We start from the raw sequence: 19,633 nt of genomic DNA, 5'->3' as shown, positions 1-19,633 counted from the left end.
TATAATTTTAGAGAGTATTATTTAATATCTTTTAAAACAGACCACATGGTTTCAGCTAAAAACTTGTTTCCAGACTCATTTAAATGAACACGGTCACTTGTTAAAATGCCGGATTCTTTATTCTCTGGATTATTGTTTTGCTCATACGTCAAAAAGGCCTTACGTAGGTCTATTAATGAACAATTGTTGTTTTTTGCAATTCGTCGAATGATATCTGAATATCGATTTAAATCTCCATCATTTTCATTGGTCGCATCATAACGTTCCCCAATGACGGTGGGTGTACATATTACAACCTTACTACCAGCTGTTTGCACCTTCTTGATCAAAGCGTTATAAAAACGTTCGAATTTATCGGCATCAGTGCCCGTTCTAGAGGATGTTTTATGCCAAACATCGTTTATTCCAATATAAATAACCGTTATGTTAGGTTTTTTTGCGAGTAAATCTTCTTCATGGCGCAGGTATAAATCATAAATTTTATTACCACCTATTCCAGCGCCAATTAGTTCATATTGATCTCCAATGCCTTGTGAAGCAAGCATACCTTGCAATTGGGTTATATAACCCGTTTTGGACACTCCAGCTTGAGTAATGGAATCCCCAAAGAAAACAATTTTAATAGGATTTGCTGGGCTAAATGAACTTAATGAAGCCATTAATAAGGCTATGGATAAAATCAACTTACTTTTCATGTGATTTAATTTAATTGTTTAAATAGGTAAAACCGCCATCTATTGGATAGTCGCAACCCGTGATAAAAGATGCTTCATCTGAACATAAATATAAAGCTAAATGAGCAATTTCTTCTGGCTGAGCCATTCGACCAATGGGTTGGGTTGCAGATAATTTTGCAAACATTTCTTCTTGTTTGTCAGGGTAATTTTTTGCGATAAATCCATCCACAAAGGGTGTGTGAACTCTACCTGGTGAAATGCAATTGCAACGAATACCAAGTTTAACATAATCTTTTGCCACCGATTGGGTCATGGATCTAATGGCTCCCTTGGTCATGGAATAACCAAATCGATCAGGTATTCCTACGGATGCGGCCACTGAGGCCATATTAACGATTACTCCTTGGGATTGTTCTAACATACCCGGAATAAAAGCTTGCATACAATGAAAAGCCCCTTTTACGTTCACATCAAAAATGGATTGAAATCCTTCAGAGGTGGTATTTTCCAAATTCCCAATTTGAGCAATACCTGCATTGTTGATTAGAATATCTACTGTTCCCAAATCAGCCGCTAGGTTTTTTACTGATTCTAAGTGGGTAATATTAATGATATGGAGTTTCGATAGACTTGAGATACTTTTTAATTCTTTTTCCGTTTGACGGGACCCCGGATTTTCTAAGTCTATTATGTGAACTTCCGCTCCTTGTTTTGCGAATAGTAATGAAATTGCCTTTCCTATGCCAGATCCACCACCTGTTACAACAGCCTTTTTATTTTTTAATGAAAATATCATAGCGTGAAATTTTTATAATGAAACTCCTCTTCTCCAGAACATAAAATCATCCTGCCCAAGCTCCATGGCTTTGGTATTGATTTCACCTGAAGCTAAACGAATGACATAATCCAATATTTCTTCACCCATTTCTTCTACCGTTTTCTCACCAGAAATAATAGGCCCACAATCTATATCAATGATTTCTGGAAGCTTTTCTGCTAAACGAGTATTGGTTGATAATTTTACCATCGGACTAATTGGATTACCTGTTGGAGTTCCTAAGCCTGTTGTAAATAATTGTACAGTAGCACCAGCTCCAGCCATTCCTGTAGTAGCCAATACGTCATTTCCAGGAGTGCAAACTAAATTTAAGCCATGTTTTTTGGCATATTGGCCATAACCTAGGGCATCGACAATGGGTGATGTACCTGCTTTTTTGGCAGCTCCTGCCGATTTAATGGCATCGGTTATTAAACCATCTTTGATATTACCCGGTGAAGGATTCATATCAAATCCTGCTCCTACTGCTTCAGCTCTTTTAGCGTATTCCCGCATTAATTTGCCGAAATTATCAGCCACTGTGGCATTCACAGAACGATTTTGTAATTCTTGTTCCACACCGCATAATTCAGGAAATTCAGCTATCATGACTGTTCCACCCAGGGCCACTAGCAAGTCTGCTGTATGTCCTATGGCAGGATTGGCTGATATACCTGAAAAACCATCTGATCCTCCACATTTAACGCCTAAACGAAGTTTTGATAAGGGAGCATCACTACGCTTAATTTTATTGATTTCTACCAAACCTTGGAAGGTTTTTAAGATAACTTCGCTTAATAAATTTTCTACGCCACTACCCTCATCTTGTTGCTGTTCAAAGAAATGAATGGGTTTAGAAAAATTCGGGTCAATTTCCTTTAAGGTATTTTTAAAAGTCTCAATTTGAGAATGTTGGCATCCCAAACTTAAAACGGTGATACCACCTACATTGGGATTGACACAGTAGCCTGCCAATAAGGCACAAAGCATGTCTGAGTCATCCTTGCTTTCTCCACAACCACTTTCATGACGTAAAAACTTAATGCCATCTACCTGAGGAAATGAAGCTGATTTTTGCAGTAATTCACCTTTAAAGGAAACTTTAAGTTCATTGGTTTTTAACTCCTGACCGCTTTCTAATTGTTTTTTTAATTCAATAACTTGATCGGTAAATGGATCGTTTTTTTGAAAACCTAATCCTTTGATAAAGGCATTTTTCAATAATTCTACATTTCGGTTTTCACAAAATACCAAAGGAATTACTAACCAATAGTTCTGCGTTCCAACTTGACCATCTGGTCTGTGATATCCTTTAAAAGTTTTGTTTTTCCAACGATCTACATTAGGAGCCGCCCAAGTATATTCTTTTTGCTTCCCCACAAAATCATGAGATGCATGGTGCAAATTAAAGGTATGGATTAGTCCTCCTTTCGGAATATCTTGTGTAGCCACGCCCACCAATACTCCGTACATGGTGGCTGTTTGTCCTTTTGGAATATCTAGCGTGCTAAATTTATGTTTGGCGGCAATATCATCCTTCAATATTATCTCTTGTCCTTGATGATGGATGATCGTTCCAGCTTTTAAGTCAGTTAGGGCAACAAGTAAATTATCTAAGGGGTGTATTTGTAAATAAGAACGGGACATTAAAATAGTTTTAAATTATAATTTAAATATGTTTTTGGTTAACACCCATTTTTCTCCTTGCGGAGTTCCGGGTATGATTTCTTGAAATTGACTCATGAGTTGTTCCCAGGCTTGCACTTTTTCATTGGAAGCATCTAATTTACTTTTTTCCTCAAAACTAAAGTGGTCATGGGCCACAATTTCCATGACTAGTCTATTTTCAAAGCGGTAAATTTCCATGGATTCAATTCCGGATGCACGAATACTCTCCGCAATTTCTGCGGGGATGTTTTGATGATAGTTTTCATAGGTTTGAATAAGTTTAGATTCGTTTTTTAGGTCCAGAAGTAGCATAAATCGTTGCATAATCCTAGACTTTTTGGATTTTAAATCCTTGGTACGCGTAATATACTATAAACACAAAGCATAGTAACGGAATGCCTAATGCCAAAGACGGTCCTATTTTAAATAAATAAGCCGCAAATGGCGGAATAATGGCTCCGCCTACTATCGACATGATAATTAGGGATGAGGCCAACTTAGATCCTTCTCCCAAATCTTTACATGCCAACGCAAAGATAGTAGGAAACATAATGGATTGGAAAAAATATACCATCATTAATGCAACAACCGCTAAGATACCTCCACCTAACATGGCTATGATGATGGATACAACGGATCCAATGGCATAAATTCCTAATACTCGGTTTGATTCATATTTACCCATAAAATAGGTACCAATGAACCTCCCCACCATAAATAAAATAAAGGCAAAGGATGCATGAAAGCTAGCAATTTGAGTTGCTGTCATACTTTCTGTAGTTTGATAAATTTTTTCCACAATCCATAAATTGGAATCTCGGGCAAAATCTAATTTAAAATCAACAAAATTCCCCCAAAGCGATACCTGGGCTCCTACATTACAAAATTGAGCAAAAATGCCTAATCGTAAATGCTTGTTTTTCAGCAAATTAGCAATGGAAATTTGTTGATTACTTACTCTATTCTCTCCTGCTGATTTTACTTCAGGCATTTTGGTAATGGCAAATAATATAGCTACAATGGCCACGATGAGACCAATAATTAAATACGGCCCTTGAACAGATTCAGCCTGACTTATTCGTATGGCTTCTGCTTCAGCTGCCGGTAGAGCTTGTATCATGTCCCGAGTATATTCCCGGTCTGAAAAAATGAATATACCTCCAATCACTGGCCCTAAGATGGTACTAATTCCATTAAAAGATTGCGCTAGATTAAGTCGGAAATCTCCTTTTTTAGGGTCTCCAAGCACAGTTACGTATAAATTGGCAGCTGTTTCAAGAAAAGCTATTCCACTGGCAATTAGAAATAAGGCCCCTAGAAAAAAACTGTATTGACGCACAGCCGCAGCTGGATAAAATAAAAATGCGCCAGCAGAATAGAGAATCAAGCCCATTAAAATTCCCATTTTATAGCCAAGCTTTCGCATCACTATTCCAGCAGGAATGGCCATGACGAAGTATCCCATATAAAAGGCGGTTTCAACTATATTTGCTTGCCATCGCTGAAGATCTAGGGCTATTTGAAACTGTTTGACTAATGTCCCATTTAAGCTATTGGCCAAGCCCCAAAGGAAAAATAAGCTAGTAACTAAGATGAAAGGAAGTAGATAATTAGTTTGGTCTTTGTCTTGACTTAGTTCTAATTGTTCTTCAGGGTTTATGGGTAGCGCCATATTTTGACTTTTGGTTAAAAAGAGTTTAGCAGCTTTAATTTACCTGCTTTTTTTTATTAATTTTATTTTTAACCTCATTAATCTTATGTTATTTGTTAAAATAATTCAATCAAAATAGATTTTCTCATTATATCAGGTTTATTTTTAAGCTATTTCAATATCTATTTTGGGTGATAAAAGAAATATTTTTTCATTTATGTTTTTACCACTGTAAATATATTTCAATGCGATTCTTAGTACTACTTTTTTTGTTTTCAGGTCTTTCATTTTTCAGTGTTGCCCAAAAAATAGCTCCACTTGCTCCTCTGCCTTCTGCTAAACAAATTCAATGGCAAAATTTGGAGTATTATGGATTTATTCATTTTAACATGAACACATTTACTGATGTCGAATGGGGCGAGGGAAAGGAGTCTCCTAGCCTTTTTAATCCTACTGCCTTAGATTGTAGGCAATGGGCCAGAATAGCCAAAGCTGCTGGAATGAAAGGCTTAATTCTGACAGCCAAACATCATGATGGCTTTGCTCTTTATCCTTCTAAATTCACCGAACATACCGTTGCCAAATCCCCTTGGAAAAATGGCAAAGGAGATGTAGTAAAGGAATTATCTGAAGCTTGTAAGGAATTTGGATTGAAACTAGGTATATACTTATCTCCTTGGGATAGGTTTCATCCTGCTTATGGTACAGATGCATACAATAAAATTTATGCTGAAATGCAAAAAGAGTTATTGACACAATATGGACCCATTTTTGAATTTTGGTATGATGGAGCTAATGGAGAAGGTCCCAATGGAAAAAAACAAGTGTACGACTGGCCATTATTTCATTCCATGGTGAATAAGTACCAACCCCATGCAGTTCAGTTTTCAGATAATGGACCAGATATTCGCTGGGTCGGAAATGAACGTGGTTATAATTATGAGACATCTTGGAGTCCAATCAATAAAGACGAAATTTATCCAGGCTATCCAAAATTTGATTTGTATAAATATGGACAAGAAAATGGAAGTCATTGGGTGGCGCCAGAGGTAGATGTATCCATTCGTCCAGGTTGGTATTATCATGCAAAAGAAGATAATCGAGTTAAAAGTCCTGATTCCCTCATGAAGATTTATGTGGCTTCTGTAGGTAGAAATGCCAATTTACTATTGAATATACCTGTAGATAAACGAGGATTGATTCATCCCAATGATTCAGCTTCCATGATGGGATTTGCTGACTTGAGAAAGAAAAGTATCATCAATTTATTGAATTCAAAGTCAACAAAATATGAGGTTAGTTCGTCATTTAATGCACAATATGCTATTTCCCAATTGAGTGATTTAAACGCTTCAAGCGCTTGGGCACCATCGAAAAGTGACTTAAAACCTGAGATTCAAATACATTTAGCAGAAGCCAAGTTGGCTAATTCCCTACTGTTGCAAGAGCCTATAGCCATGGGACAAAGAATTAAATCTTTTAAAGTGGAACTAGAATCCGAAACAGGAGAAAAGTGGTTTTTACATGGAAAAACCATAGGACATAAACGAATGATTACCTTCCCCGATAGGAAGGTAAAACATATTCGTATTATTTTGGAGGATTACCGGGCACAGCCATTAGTTTCTAACTTGGCCCTGTATCGAATTATTTCAGCACGTAACGAATCGCTTTTCCACTAAACGTGTATCCGTTGGCATATTGGGTGCTATAAACTTGGTACTTGACATCCATCAAGGCACTAGCACCCATTTCAGTGGCTTTTTCCACCATTTGACTCAAGATTTCTTGTTTCTTTAATTGGTGATTTCCTCGATTGAGCATTTTGCCATTGACTGTTTGATTATTTTCCAAAGGAACTTCACCAGATATACTAATGCTTTCAATAATCTCATATGACTGCTTTGGGCTTTCATTGAAATAGAAAACATCGATGGCATATTTTACCGGTACTTCGAATCCTAAACCATCATGCCTGTCTACTCCCCCATCTTTAAAGTTAGGTGAATAATAGGTGGAAGGTTTGACGTTTTTGGAACATGCGGCCAAAAAAAACAACAATCCGAAACTTACTAGTTTAAATGCTTTCTGAATCATAGATTAATACTCTGTCCCAATACTGAGCGCAGTTTTTGATGAATTCTAAATGAATGGGTGCCGTTTGATAATAATCATGGCCAGCTTCATCCGAAAAAGTGGTTAATAAACAATAATCATATGAACGATCAATCACAGGACGATCCGTATTGGCAGGTTTTCCCACATTGAAATCTTTCACCGTTTCTACCTTCCCTAAGGATAATACTCCTGCTTCAAATTGTTGGATTTCTTCTTCGCTTAGGCCTTTTTTTAACCAAAAATTAACTACGTGTACAAACATGATTTAATTTAATAAGTTTTCTTGTTGAATAATGCGATTCAATTTTACCCCTAATTCCTCCGATGCTTCGGCTAAAGGCATTCTTACTTGGGCTTGAATCATACCCTTTAATGCTAAAATCTTTTTGACCCCTACTGGATTACCTTCTTCATATATATAAGGATCAATGGCCAAGAAACTGCCCAATGATTTTCTAGCTTCAGCAAAATCGCCTGCTAAAGCCGCATGAATCATTTGAGAGAATTGATGAGGAAACGCATTGGCAATAACTGACATAACACCTACCCCACCAACTGAAATAATCGGAACAGCCTGCACATCATCACCAGAAATTAACAGAAAGTCAGCTGGTTTATGTGCTGCTATTTCCATGCATTGCTCAATGACACAGGAAGCTTCTTTTACACCAATGATATTTGGATGTTCTGCCAAAGTCAAAATGGTTTCGGGAGATAAATTAATACCTGTTCTTCCAGGAATGTTATAAAGAATGACAGGAACCGGACTGGCATCTGCCACTGCACGGTAATGTTGAATAACACCACGTGCACTTGGTTTGTTATAATATGGACAAACAGATAAGATGGCATCTATACCATCAAATGATGTTTGTTTGATTTGTGCAATTAAATTTTCAGTATGGTTTCCACCTAAACCATACACGATAGGTAAATTTCTGGAATTGGCTTCCTGAACAGTTGCAATGATTTTTTTCTTCTCATCAGCACTTGTGGTAACAGATTCGCCAGTTGTTCCTTGAACTACTAAATAATCGACACCGCCTGAAGATACGTAATCAACAAGTTTTCCTAAGGCAGTCCAATCAATCGTTCGATCGGCTAACATAGGTGTTATTAGGGCTGGTGCTACCCCGTGAAATTTAGGTAATGTATGCATGAGCTAGTGTAGGAGAGCTAAAAACTCATCCTCTGTGATAATTTTTATAGATAATGAAATTGCCTTTTCTAGTTTAGCAGGCCCCATATTTTCACCTGCCACTAGGTAATCTAATTTAGATGAAATACTGGATACAACCTTGCCTCCATTGGCAACAATCTTGTCTTTTAATTCCTCTCTTTTGAAGTTTTTAAATACGCCCGAAATTACAAAACTTTTTCCGACCAAGGCTTCTCCCTCCAAAACTATTTCTTGAATTTCTTCTGATAACTGTACCCCGGCTTGCCTTAAACGTTCTATTTGTTCATTATTATCCGAATCATCAAAATAATCTTTTAAACTACGCGCTATTCGTTCTCCTATTTCAGGTACCGCTACCAATTCCTCCAAACTTGCTTGTCTTAATTGATATATGGAATGAAATTGCAAAACTAGTTTCTCTGCAATGGTAGCACCAACATGTCTAATTCCTAAGCCAAATAATACTTGTCGGAAAGGAATGGATTTAGATTTCTCAATGGATTGCAAAATGTTATTAATCGATTTACTTTGAAAACCTTCTAATCCTTGGAAATGACTTTCATTTAATTGATAAAGATCAGCTATGTGATGTATGATGCCTTTCTCAACTAATAAATCAATCGTTTCTACTCCAAGGTTTTCTATATTTAAAGCTTTCCTTTGAATGAAATGTTCTATTTTACCTTTTATTTGTGGTGGACAATGTTTATCGTTTAAACAATAGTGATTGGCTTCTCCTTCTTGACGAACTAATGGACTTCCACATGACGGACATTCTTCGGGGAATTGAAATAATGGAGCATAACCTTGTCGTTTGGCTACATTGACAGAAGTGATTTTTGGAATAATTTCTCCACCTTTTTCAATGAAAACACTATCCTTTTGGCGTAAATCTAATCGCTCCATTTCATTAGCATTGTGCACAGACGCTCGCTTAATAACCGTTCCAGCTAAATAAACAGGCTTCAAATTGGCCACGGGTGTTACGTTTCCAGTTCTACCCACCTGGTAGCTAATGCTTTCAATTTCAGTTTCAGCTATTTCTGAAGGGTATTTATAGGCAATAGCCCATCTTGGTGATTTGGCCGTAAATCCTAATCTTTCTTGTTGGGCATAATCATTGATTTTAATAACAATACCATCTGTATTTAAGGGTAAATTATGGCGTTTATCCTGCCAATCATGAATGTATTGTAGAACTTCGCTTATTGTTTGGCATTTTTTCCAAGTAGGTGAAACAGGGAAATTAGCCTGGGTAAGAGCTACTAAGCTTTCTTCATGGGTCTGAAAAGGATTTTCATTTCCTACCATGGCATAAATGTAGCAAGCCATGTTTCTACGAGCTACTTCAGCAGAATCCTGCATTTTAAAAGTTCCTGAAGCTGCATTTCTTGGATTCGCTAAAGGGGCTTCACCCCTAGCAATCTTTTGTTCATTTATTGCCTCAAAGGAAGTTAAAGGCATATAACCCTCCCCACGTAATTCAAATTCTCTAGGAAACAGACTAGAATTTAGTCGGAGCGGTAATTCTTTTATGGTTTTTACATTGTTGGTTATATCATCTCCCCGAGTTCCGTCTCCTCGAGTAACTCCTTTTATTAATTTTCCATTTTCATACCAAAATGATAAGGCTACCCCATCAAATTTTAGTTCGCAAATGTATTCATATGATTCTCCATCTAATCCTTTGGCAACTCTTTCGTCAAAATCTCTTAAATCCTGTTCATTATAGGTATTACCCAAAGAAAGCATGGGGAATCGATGAGTAACGCTTTTGAATTGCTTGGTGATGGTTCCTCCTACTCGTTGGGTAGGACTATCTGGAAGGGCAAATAATGGATTTTCTGTTTCTAATTTTTGAAGTTCTGCTAACAAGGCATCGAATTCCTGATCTGAAATTAGGCTTTCATGCTGCTGGTAATAAGCTTCATTATATCGATTAATTTGATGGATTAATTCCTCCATCCTCATTTTCACATCCATGTCTCAATTTTTAACAACCTAAAGTTAAATGGAAAGCACTAAGAAATAAACCTTAGCCAATAATTTTCATACCTTTGCAAGATGGAAAGTTTAATCATCGCCCCTTCAATTTTAGCTGCAAATTTTGCAGAACTTGGTTCCGAAATTGACATGTTGAATGCTTCTGCCGCAGAGTGGATTCACATAGATGTTATGGATGGAATGTTTGTTCCCAATATTTCTTTTGGTTTTCCCGTTTTAGAAGCAGTCAATAAGCGGGCTACTAAAGTATTGGACGTTCATTTAATGATTGAAAAACCGGAAAGGTATTTAGAAGCGTTTGCAAAAGCTGGGGCGAAAGTTTTGACAGTGCATTATGAGACTTGTCCTCATCTGCATCGTACAATCCAACAAATTAAGGACTTAGGTTGTTTGGCTGGTGTGGCATTGAATCCTTCTACCCCCGTTCATGTGTTGGAAGATATTTTACAAGACCTGAATTTGGTTTTAATCATGTCGGTAAATCCAGGATTCGGTGGACAAAAGTTTATACCCAATGCCATAAAAAAAACTAAAGAATTAGCTGAATTAGCTAAGTTAAAAGGTATTTCAAATTTGAAAATAGAAATTGACGGTGGGGTTTCTGCCTCCAATGCCCATGATTTAATTCAAGCTGGTGCCAATGTATTGGTGGCTGGTAATTTTGTTTTTTCCTCACCAAATCCCCTTGAAACCATTGCCAATTTGGTGAAACTAGGTAACTAAACATTCATGAATTTGAAAATCCGCTTAATTTTTGGAATTTTCTGTTGTCTGCTTGTTTTTAGCTTGCCCGCACAGCGTGTTCGCTGGGCTAGTAAAGTTATTTCAGTTTCTAGTGAATATTCTGACCCACTCCTGGGCTTGGAATATAGGTCATTACATATATTAGGTAAACCAAGTAAATACCCCACTTTTAGTAATAGTCCGAGTGCTTGGCAGTCTTTAACCCCAGATAACCCAGCAGGAGAATATATTATAGTTTCATTTGATAGTTTAACCAGCGTAAAGCAGGTGGCTATTTTTGAAAATTTCGGTGCTGGGTCTATTGTTCGGGTAGATGGATTGGATGAAAATAATCGCTTGATTTTATTAAAAGAGTTTAGCCCCGGCTATGCGCTAAAATCGGCCCAAGTAACCAGCTTCAAACTAGCTTCACCATCGGCACCCATTAGGGCGATTAAAGTTTCCATGAATTCGGAGAGGGTTCGCGGATATTCGCAAATTGATGCTATTGGTATTTCAGATTCTGATGTACCCATTGAAGAAAGTTTGAAATTGAATAAGGATTTGAATGCCTATTCTTACAAAGAAAATTTGGGTAAAGACATCAATTCGCCCTACAATGAAATTTGCCCAGTCATTAGTCCAGATGGTAAAAAGTTATATTTTACTCGATGGAAACACCCTTCTAACATGGGTAAAAATAAGAACCAGGATATTTGGGTCTCAAATTGGCAAGCAGATACAAAAACATGGTCTAAAGCAGAACTCTTTCCTGAACCCATCAATAATGATGAAAATAATGCAGTCTGCGGCATTTCTCCCAATGGTAAAACCATGTTATTAAATAACGTCTATCGCAATGATGGTCAAATGGAAAAAGGTGTTTCTATGTCATTTTTGCTTCGGACTGGTGACTGGAGTTTTCCTAAGGCTTTAAAAATATTGAATTTTAAAAATAAGTCTGAATTTTCTGAGTATTCCCTAGCTCCTAATGGAAAAATATTGGTCATGACCACGGAAATGAAAGATTCCTTTGGTGGTAAAGATATTTATGTCTCATTTTGGAAAAATGACGATAGCTGGACTGAACCTAAAAATATAGGTCAGGTTGTCAATACCGGAGAATCTGAATCCACACCTTTCATTGCCCCTGATGGAGTTACTATGTATTTTTCATCCAGTGGACATGTGGGTTATGGCAATAATGATATCTTTTTAACGCGTCGCTTAGATGATACTTGGTTAAATTGGTCAGAACCAGAAAACTTAGGACCCATTGTTAATACCCCTCAGTGGGATGGATACTTTTCCGTGGCGGCACAAGGTGATTATGCCTATTTTAGTTCCGTTGAGAATTCCTTAGGAGCAGAAGATATTTATCGAATTAAAATACCTGAAAAAGCTAAGCCGCTAACTTTGATTCAAATGGCCGGTCAAATTCTAAATCAAGATTCTCAAGAGGCGATCGCAGGTAAAATTTTAATTAAATCAGTTTCTGGAACAGATTCACTTTTAGTGGATTACGATCCTTATTTAGGTGATTATAGTTTCATGTGGCCGGCCAAAAAGGCATTTACCATGCAAGTATTGAAAGATGGCTATATCTGTCGAGTTGAAAAGTTTGATTATACCTCAGAGCGCAACTTTAAAACGATCCAAAGGAACCTTTTGATAATTCCAATTCAATTGAATAAGCAATATCAGATTCCTAACATTAACTTTGATCAGAGTAAAGCTGAATTAAGCCCAAGTTCCTACGAAGAGCTAGAAAAAATTGTTAAGATTTTAAAGGATAATACTAGCTTCAAAATACTTTTGGAAGGCCATACGGATAATCAAGGGGATTGGAATGAAAACATGAAGCTTTCCCTAGAAAGAGTCGAAAACGTTAAGATTTATATCGTTTCAAAGGGTATTAGTCCAAACCGAGTGCGCGTGAAAGGTTGGGGCGGAACCAAACCGATGGCGAGTAACATGAGTGAAGAAAGAAGAAAATTAAATAGAAGAGTGGAGTTTACGCTTCAAGGAGATTAATGAGCGATCAACACGCAGTATATTTCAAGCAATTAAATGGTATTCGCTTTTTGGCGGTATTTCTAGTCTTAATGGACCATTGGTTGGTGCCCACCATCCCTTTTCCACTAGGACATTTGGGCGTAGTTATATTTTTTGTTTTGAGTGGTTTTTTAATCACGCGTATTCTATTCCAAAGTGCGGATGATGTGGCCGATCGAGGACATTCACCATGGAAAAAAATCAAAATATTTATCCTGAGAAGATCTCTTCGAATATTCCCAATTTATTTCCTTTTGCTAGGTATTGGTGGTCTTTTTCAAATTGATCCCTTTTATAAAGTCTGGAAATGGTTGTTTTTCTATTTACCTGATTTTTACATAATGATACACCGTCAGTGGATTGGTGTATGGGACCATTTATGGTCATTGGCTGTAGAGGAGCAGTATTATTTAATTTTCCCCTATTTCATCCTGTTTTTACCACGTAAATATTTTGGAAAATTATTTCCATGGATGATTACCTTAGGTTTTTGTTCTCGTTTGTTTTTTTACCTTTTTGCTAGCCATGATTTTAAAGAATCAGCCTGGATGTGGTCCTATGTTAACCCGCTTAGTGCGGTTGATAGTTTTGGTCTGGGTGGATTATTAGCTTATTTCTATCATTACCATCGTTCCGTATTTAAACAAATTAGTGATTTTCCTTGGGTACTTCTCCTTTCCTTGATTTCCTTTTTTCTTGTACTTTGGTTTTCCCATTTAGCCGAATTCACGTATGATAATATTTGGTTTATCGTCATTGAACGTAGTGTTGCGGCGGTATTTTCCTTCTTTTTAATCGCAGAGGCTGTCGCTGAAAGGAAACATGTATTTGGCCGTTTTTTGTCATTATCCTGGGTAGATTACTTAGGTAAAATATCCTATGGTTTATATTTGTATCATAATTTTATTTATAATTATTATCATCAAGAAGGAAATACATTATGGTGGGCTATTTCTAAATATATACCCCTATTTCAAACAAATTTCCTTAATTTTATACTATCAAAATTTTTCGTCAACCTAATTTTATTACTATTTGTTGCCAGTGTCTCTTGGTTTGTTATTGAGAAACCCATAAATAGTTTCAAGGATAAATTAAAATAATATGAGTTTGGAATTAGTGGTAGTCATACCTGCTTATAATGAAGAGGAATGTATTCAGCAAGTAGTAGCTCATTGGATAGAAGGTATTTCCGCCTTTGTCAGTCCTGATCAGTTTAAATTACTCATCATAAATGATGGTTCTAAGGATAAAACCGGGACGATTTTAGATGAAATATCAGGTAATTATCCCAATTTAATTGCCAAACATCAATTGAATGGTGGCCATGGAAATGCGGTAGTAAACGGTTATCGCATGGCGGTGGAGATGAATCCTACCTATGTTTTTCAGACAGATTCAGATGATCAGTTTGATGTGAAAGATTTTGGGAATTTTTGGGAAAAAAGAAATCAATCTGATTTTATTTTAGGATACCGAAAAGTACGTCATGATGATCCCTTTCGATTGGTCATTACCCGTATATTAAAATACTCATTATTATTCATTTATGGAACCTACATTGACGACGCCAATATTCCGTTCCGCTTCTTTAAGACTAGCTTCTTAAAGAAGTTATTGCAAGCATTACCAGCTCAAACGCCTTTTGCTCCTAATATATTTTTAGCGGTTTTGGCCAAAAAATCGGGTCAAAATTTATTCAATATTCCCGTGATTCACCGGGAAAGAGAAACGGGAGAAGTCTCTATACGTCATTTCAAATTACTTAAGGTTTGCTGGCAAAGTTTCAAAGAATTATTAGCCTTTAGAGTTCATTTAAACAGTTTAGTTAAAGAAATTACCCAAGGAAAATGAAATATACATATGTCATCCTAGGTGGAGGACCCACTGGTTTAGGTGCAGCTTATCGTTTAAAAGAATTAGGAATTACTGATTTTATTGTACTTGAAAAGGAAAACTTTGTTGGTGGTTTAGCCACTAGTTTTGTGGATGATCAAGGTTTTACTTGGGATGTAGGCGGCCATGTTCAGTTTTCTCATTATCAGTATTTTGATGATTTGATGAAATTGGCCTTGGGTGAAGATGGTTGGTATACCCATCAAAGAGAATCATGGGTTTGGATCAGAGATCGTTTTGTACCTTATCCATTTCAAAATAACTTAGGTTATTTACCCAAAGAAGAACAATGGCAGTGTTTGCAAGGATTAATTGAATTATACAAAAATGGTCCTTCTAATAAACCAACTAACTTCAAGGAGTGGATTTTAAATACTTGTGGACAAGGAATTGCTGATGTATTTATGTTCCCATATAATTTCAAAGTGTGGGCCTACCCTCCTGAAATGATGAATGCCAATTGGGTTGGTGAGCGTGTAGCTGTCAGTGATTTAGGTCGTATTGTTGAAAACATCATTTTTGAGAAGGATGATCTTTCTTGGGGACCCAATAATCTATTTCAATTCCCTAAAACTGGGGGTACAGGTTCCATTTGGAAAGCGGTGGGGGAATTGATTGGTGAGGAATTTTTCAGATTAAATTCTACGGTTAAATCGGTTGATTTAAAGGCACACCAAATTGTCCTAGAAGACGGTACTCAAATTGAATACGATCAAGTGATGAGTACAATTCCATTAGATATTTTTACCCAAAAGTGCCAAGATCTTCCTACCGAGGTGGTTCAGACGGCTCAGGGTTTAAAGCATAGCAGTACCCATGTGGTAGGAATAGGTTTAAAAGGTAAACCTGTAGAATCATTAGCTAAAAAATGCTGGATGTATTTTCCTGAGGCAAACAGTCCTTATTACCGCGTTACAGTATTTTCCAATTATAGCCCTAACAACGTTCCTGATCCAGCTAATCAATGGTCATTAATGGCCGAAGTGAGTGAATCAGCCATGAAACCCGTAAATAAAGCTACATTGATTGAAGATACCGTTAAAGCTATGTTAGAGGATGGTTTAATAGAATCCGAGGATCAGGTGATCTCCAAATTTTATTTCTCTACAGCTTATGGTTATCCTACTCCTTCGATTGAGCGGGATGGAATACTTAAGCAAGTTTTACCGGAATTGGAAAAACATGATGTGTATAGTAGAGGTAGATTTGGTGCTTGGAAATATGAGGTATCTAACCAAGATCACTCCATGATGCAAGGAGTGGAATGGGCCAACCGCATGGTACATCAAGTACCAGAATTGACCCTTCCCTTCCCGAACACGGCTAATGCGATGTGGGGTAAATAATTTTACCCTACAACAATACGATTAAGCTTTTAAATATCGCTGTTAAGCGAATCGCATCCATGATGCGTGCTTCCGTAGCACCGTGGTTAAGTACTGATTGCTCATGAGATTTAACGCACATTTCACAGCCATTGATGGCAGAAACGGTTAAACTCGCTAATTCAAAGAATTCTTTGCCTAATACAGGGTTCATCATGATAGACATTCTGATTCCAGCAGGTGCAGTATTATAAAATTCTTTGCCTACAAAATGCTTGAAACGGTAAAAAACGTTATTGGCATTTAGTAATGAAGTTAAGGCATGAATTTCATTGATTTCCGCATCCGTTGCTCCCTTGGTTTTGGCTAATTCAGTCAATGAATTAATCGTAATCTCATGCTTTTGATTAACAGAAACGGCTAAAGCCAATAATACAGCTTCTTTTTCTGTTAAGGTAGCATACTTTAATGCATTGGAAACGTTAATCTTTAAATCTTTGATGTAACGATTTTCCGTAGCATCTAATTGATCCAATAATGGAAATTGACTAGTGGCAGGTAAATTAATTTCGGCTAATAGATTATCTCTAGTTTCACTCATGATCTTATTGTTAAAAAGCCCCATATGAATGGGGCTTTAATTAAAATTATAATGTAGCCTCTCCAGCTTTCCAGTTACATGGGCAAAGCTCATCAGTTTGCAAAGCATCCAATACACGTAAAACTTCATCAACATTACGACCTACTGATAAATCATTGGCAGAAACCCAACGAATGATTCCATCTTGGTCAGCGATGTAAGTAACACGGTAAGCAACTTTCTCATCTTCAGTTAAGATTCCTAACTCTTCAGCTAAACTTTTAGAAGTATCAGCTAACATTGGGAATTTTAAACCGCGTAAATCATCATGATCTCTTCTCCATGCTGCGTGTACAAACTCAGAATCAGTAGAAGCTCCAATTAATAAAGCATCACGATCTGAAAAATCACCTGCTCTACGGTTGAATTCAGCAATTTCAGTTGGACAAACAAAAGTGAAATCTTTTGGCCACCAGAACATCACCATCCATTTACCATCCTTTTTATGATCTTCTGCAGTAATCGTTGTAAACTCCTTATCTTTTTCTAATGACACTACTGCTTTTTTTTCAAATGCTGGAAACTTACTTCCCAATCCTAACATGTGTGTAGACATAATATTATTTGTTACGTTTAAATATGTTACAAATTTCGATAAGTTAAGACTATCAAGCAAATCTATATTTACTATATTTGTATAGTTTTAAACTATACAGTATGACTATCACCCAATTAGAATATATAGTGGCTTTGGATGACTTAAAAAGTTTTTCCAAAGCGGCCGATTTTTGTTGCGTTACCCAGCCTAGTCTTAGTATGCAAATACAAAAACTAGAATCGGAGTTAAACATTATTATATTTAATCGAAAGGATAAACCATTAAAAGCCACATTGCAAGGAGAAGAGATTATTCGTCAAGCTCGTGTCATTTTAAAAGAAACCGCTACCCTAAAGGACCTTTCAAAAGGTTGGAGTAATCAAGTAGCAGGAAATGTGAGTATTGGGGTGATTCCCACCATAGCTCCTTATTTGATGCCCCGATTTCTTTCGGGCTTCCAACTAAAATTTCCGGACCTTCACATTAATATTTCAGAAACAACTACCTCTAATATTGTGAAGGAAATTAAAGAAGGTAAACTCGATATAGGAATTTTGGTAACTCCATTAGGAGACCAACTGATTGAAAAGCATTTATATTATGAGGAACTGTATTTGTATTCCAATCTACATTCAGAGTCAGGAGAGATTTGTCAATACGTAGAGCCTGAAAAATTATGGCTATTGGAAGAAGGACATTGCCTATCTAGCCAAATTAACTCCATTTGTAATTTGAAGTCGGGGCAGACTTTAAGTCCGAGAATCACGTATCAAACAGGAAGTTTGGAAACGATTGTTCGTATCGCTGAGGATGCGGGTGGTCAAACTATCATTCCGGAAATGCTATATGACTTTTTAGATGACAATAAACAGGAGCATGTTTTCCCTCTACCCTTTCCAAAGCCAGTTCGAGAGGTTTCATTAGTGTATTCTCCCAGTTATGCACGCAAAGGAATCATTCAGGCTTTACATCAAGAAATTTTGTCGGTGGTTCCTGAATCATGGCGCGAATTAAATGAACGAAATATTATTCCGATCTAAGTACCTCAGGATTAATCTTATTAAGCCTTGCCATGTAAATTAAGCTTAAAAGAAATACTAAAGCTAGAACCAAAATTCCCAATCGCATATTGCCAGTTAATTGAATTAATAGGCCAAAAATAAAGGTACCAATCACGGTTGAAGCCCTGTCACAAACATCAAAAAAACTAAAATAGGAGGCAGTATCCTTTTCATTTTCAGGACATAGTTTAGCGTATGTAGCTCGTGAATTCGACTGAATTCCACCCATGACAAATCCTATTGCCGTAGCCAATAAGTAAAAATGAAAGGTTTCATGGACAAAATATGCAGAGCAACATACGATGATCCAAAAAACAATTATCAAGCGTATTGCATTTACATTCCCGATTTTTTTTGATAAATAAGCACAAATGTATGCTCCCGGTATGGCCACCAACTGAATCAATAATATAGTAATTATCAATGATTCAGAAGGTAAATGTAATTCTTGGCTTCCAAATAAGGCTCCTAGAAGCATAACAGTTTGCGCACCCATGTTATATAAAAAGAAGCCTAGTAAGAAATTTTTTATTGATGGAATGTGAGTGATTTCATGAAATACTTTTTTGAGCTCTTTAAAACCACCTAACCACCATCTAGGATGGTCTTTTTCTTTCTTGGAAGATTTTGGTAAATAATAGAAAGGAATTTGAGCAAAAATAAACCACCAAATTCCCACCGTTAAAAAGGATATCCTAGAGGCCATTTCTACGGAAATACCGCCATATAAATTTGGTGCCAGAATCATACTTAAATTCTGTAATAAAAGTAAGACGCTCCCTACATAACCTAAAGAGAAGCCTTTGGCACTCAATTGATCAAAACGGTCAGGACTAGCTATTTCAGGCAGGAAGGAATTATAAAAAACCAAACTCCCACCCCAACCAATGATGGAGAACAAAAAACCTAAAGAACCTAACAAATACTGCCCTTTGGTAAAAAGATAAAGAAGCATGCAGCTAAAGGCACCTAAATAACAAAAGAAGCGCATGAAATTCTTTTTGCTTCCTGTGTAATCGGCAATACCAGATAAGAAAGGCATCACCACTGCTAAGACTAAATAAGCCAATGAAATAATGTAGGAATATACGACAGTATTCTGAAGCGAAAACCCAAAAATATCAATTAACTCAGGATGTTTGCTTCCTAAAACAATGGCGGCAACGGGGAAATAAATGGGAAAAATGGCTGAAACAATCGTTAATGAATGTACTGAATTGGCCCAATCATAAAAGGCCCAGGCATTCATCGTTTTTTTATTATTCAACACCTGTTCCATC

Annotated in this window: 19 protein-coding genes; 7 read left to right on the top strand and 12 right to left on the bottom strand. The window is 36.8% G+C overall.

The window, feature by feature from the left end; translation table 11 throughout:
- Window positions 1-17 precede the first annotated feature (17 nt).
- Genes ACST15_RS01585 through fucP form a run of 5 tightly spaced genes read right to left on the bottom strand, consistent with a single transcriptional unit; the run spans window position 18 to window position 4,834 of the window.
- The gene (locus tag ACST15_RS01585) at window positions 18-695 is read right to left on the bottom strand and encodes an SGNH/GDSL hydrolase family protein (protein ID WP_459452899.1); all 678 of its coding nucleotides are present in this window, start codon (window positions 693-695) and stop codon (window positions 18-20) included.
- A 10-nt stretch (window positions 696-705) separates the two neighbouring features.
- The gene (locus ACST15_RS01580) at window positions 706-1,470 is read right to left on the bottom strand and encodes an SDR family NAD(P)-dependent oxidoreductase (protein WP_459453233.1); all 765 of its coding nucleotides are present in this window, start codon (window positions 1,468-1,470) and stop codon (window positions 706-708) included.
- Between the two features lie 15 nt (window positions 1,471-1,485).
- Entirely contained in the window at window positions 1,486-3,141 is a 1,656-nt protein-coding gene (locus ACST15_RS01575) for a UxaA family hydrolase (protein ID WP_459452898.1), read from the bottom strand.
- A gap of 15 nt (window positions 3,142-3,156) precedes the next feature.
- Window positions 3,157-3,486: an L-rhamnose mutarotase gene (locus ACST15_RS01570; protein WP_459452897.1), complete on the bottom strand. Its 330-nt coding sequence runs from the start codon at window positions 3,484-3,486 to the stop codon at window positions 3,157-3,159.
- A 4-nt stretch (window positions 3,487-3,490) separates the two neighbouring features.
- The gene (gene fucP, locus ACST15_RS01565; RefSeq protein ID WP_459452896.1) at window positions 3,491-4,834 is read right to left on the bottom strand and encodes an L-fucose:H+ symporter permease; all 1,344 of its coding nucleotides are present in this window, start codon (window positions 4,832-4,834) and stop codon (window positions 3,491-3,493) included.
- Between the two features lie 224 nt (window positions 4,835-5,058).
- Between fucP and ACST15_RS01560 the strand changes: the two genes are divergently transcribed.
- Window positions 5,059-6,495 carry an alpha-L-fucosidase gene (locus ACST15_RS01560; protein WP_459452895.1) on the top strand — a complete coding sequence of 479 codons (1,437 nt, stop codon included), beginning with the start codon at window positions 5,059-5,061 and terminating at the stop codon, window positions 6,493-6,495.
- Here the strand turns inward: ACST15_RS01560 and ACST15_RS01555 are convergent.
- The 4 genes from ACST15_RS01555 to ligA are packed head-to-tail and all read right to left on the bottom strand — an operon-like array spanning window position 6,461 to window position 10,094.
- Window positions 6,461-6,910: a hypothetical protein gene (locus tag ACST15_RS01555; protein WP_459452894.1), complete on the bottom strand. Its 450-nt coding sequence runs from the start codon at window positions 6,908-6,910 to the stop codon at window positions 6,461-6,463. The genes ACST15_RS01560 and ACST15_RS01555 overlap by 35 nt on opposite strands.
- Window positions 6,891-7,193, bottom strand: coding sequence for a Dabb family protein (locus ACST15_RS01550; RefSeq protein ID WP_459452893.1), 303 nt, complete (start codon window positions 7,191-7,193; stop codon window positions 6,891-6,893). The genes ACST15_RS01555 and ACST15_RS01550 overlap by 20 nt, the downstream gene beginning before the upstream one ends.
- A 3-nt stretch (window positions 7,194-7,196) precedes the next feature.
- Window positions 7,197-8,090, bottom strand: a complete 894-nt coding sequence (gene dapA, locus ACST15_RS01545; protein WP_459452892.1) for a 4-hydroxy-tetrahydrodipicolinate synthase — start codon at window positions 8,088-8,090, stop codon at window positions 7,197-7,199.
- 3 nt (window positions 8,091-8,093) lie between these two features.
- The gene (gene ligA, locus ACST15_RS01540) at window positions 8,094-10,094 is read right to left on the bottom strand and encodes an NAD-dependent DNA ligase LigA (RefSeq protein WP_459452891.1); all 2,001 of its coding nucleotides are present in this window, start codon (window positions 10,092-10,094) and stop codon (window positions 8,094-8,096) included.
- Between the two features lie 81 nt (window positions 10,095-10,175).
- Here ligA and rpe point away from each other — a divergent pair, with 81 nt between their 5' ends.
- Genes rpe through ACST15_RS01515 form a run of 5 tightly spaced genes read left to right on the top strand, consistent with a single transcriptional unit; the run spans window position 10,176 to window position 16,135 of the window.
- Window positions 10,176-10,838 (top strand): ribulose-phosphate 3-epimerase, encoded by a 663-nt coding sequence (gene rpe, locus ACST15_RS01535; protein ID WP_459452890.1) that lies wholly within the window; start codon window positions 10,176-10,178, stop codon window positions 10,836-10,838.
- Between the two features lie 6 nt (window positions 10,839-10,844).
- The gene (locus tag ACST15_RS01530; RefSeq protein ID WP_459452889.1) at window positions 10,845-12,872 is read left to right on the top strand and encodes an OmpA family protein; all 2,028 of its coding nucleotides are present in this window, start codon (window positions 10,845-10,847) and stop codon (window positions 12,870-12,872) included.
- The gene (locus tag ACST15_RS01525) at window positions 12,872-13,996 is read left to right on the top strand and encodes an acyltransferase family protein (RefSeq protein WP_459452888.1); all 1,125 of its coding nucleotides are present in this window, start codon (window positions 12,872-12,874) and stop codon (window positions 13,994-13,996) included. Before ACST15_RS01530 ends, ACST15_RS01525 begins: the two co-directional genes overlap by 1 nt.
- 1 nt (window position 13,997) lies before the next feature.
- A complete protein-coding gene (locus tag ACST15_RS01520) occupies window positions 13,998-14,747 on the top strand; it encodes a glycosyltransferase family 2 protein (protein WP_459452887.1) in 750 nt (249 codons plus the stop codon).
- The gene (locus tag ACST15_RS01515; protein ID WP_459452886.1) at window positions 14,744-16,135 is read left to right on the top strand and encodes a protoporphyrinogen/coproporphyrinogen oxidase; all 1,392 of its coding nucleotides are present in this window, start codon (window positions 14,744-14,746) and stop codon (window positions 16,133-16,135) included. The genes ACST15_RS01520 and ACST15_RS01515 overlap by 4 nt, the downstream gene beginning before the upstream one ends.
- A 7-nt stretch (window positions 16,136-16,142) precedes the next feature.
- On the opposite strand, the gene ACST15_RS01510 is transcribed toward ACST15_RS01515, so the two are convergent.
- Together ACST15_RS01510 and ACST15_RS01505 are read right to left on the bottom strand one after the other, a co-directional pair.
- Window positions 16,143-16,715 carry a carboxymuconolactone decarboxylase family protein gene (locus tag ACST15_RS01510; RefSeq protein WP_459452885.1) on the bottom strand — a complete coding sequence of 191 codons (573 nt, stop codon included), beginning with the start codon at window positions 16,713-16,715 and terminating at the stop codon, window positions 16,143-16,145.
- 46 nt (window positions 16,716-16,761) lie between these two features.
- Window positions 16,762-17,310, bottom strand: a complete 549-nt coding sequence (locus ACST15_RS01505; protein ID WP_459452884.1) for a peroxiredoxin — start codon at window positions 17,308-17,310, stop codon at window positions 16,762-16,764.
- A gap of 101 nt (window positions 17,311-17,411) precedes the next feature.
- On the opposite strand from ACST15_RS01505, the gene ACST15_RS01500 reads away from it, so the two are divergent.
- Window positions 17,412-18,332 (top strand): LysR substrate-binding domain-containing protein, encoded by a 921-nt coding sequence (locus tag ACST15_RS01500; RefSeq protein ID WP_459452883.1) that lies wholly within the window; start codon window positions 17,412-17,414, stop codon window positions 18,330-18,332.
- On the opposite strand, the gene ACST15_RS01495 is transcribed toward ACST15_RS01500, so the two are convergent.
- Window positions 18,319-19,632 carry an MFS transporter gene (locus tag ACST15_RS01495; protein ID WP_459452882.1) on the bottom strand — a complete coding sequence of 438 codons (1,314 nt, stop codon included), beginning with the start codon at window positions 19,630-19,632 and terminating at the stop codon, window positions 18,319-18,321. The genes ACST15_RS01500 and ACST15_RS01495 overlap by 14 nt on opposite strands.
- Window position 19,633: the final 1 nt, after the last annotated feature.

This window comes from Aquirufa sp. Wall-65K1, assembly GCF_054558475.1.
This window is presented reverse-complemented; position numbering and strand designations above follow the sequence as displayed.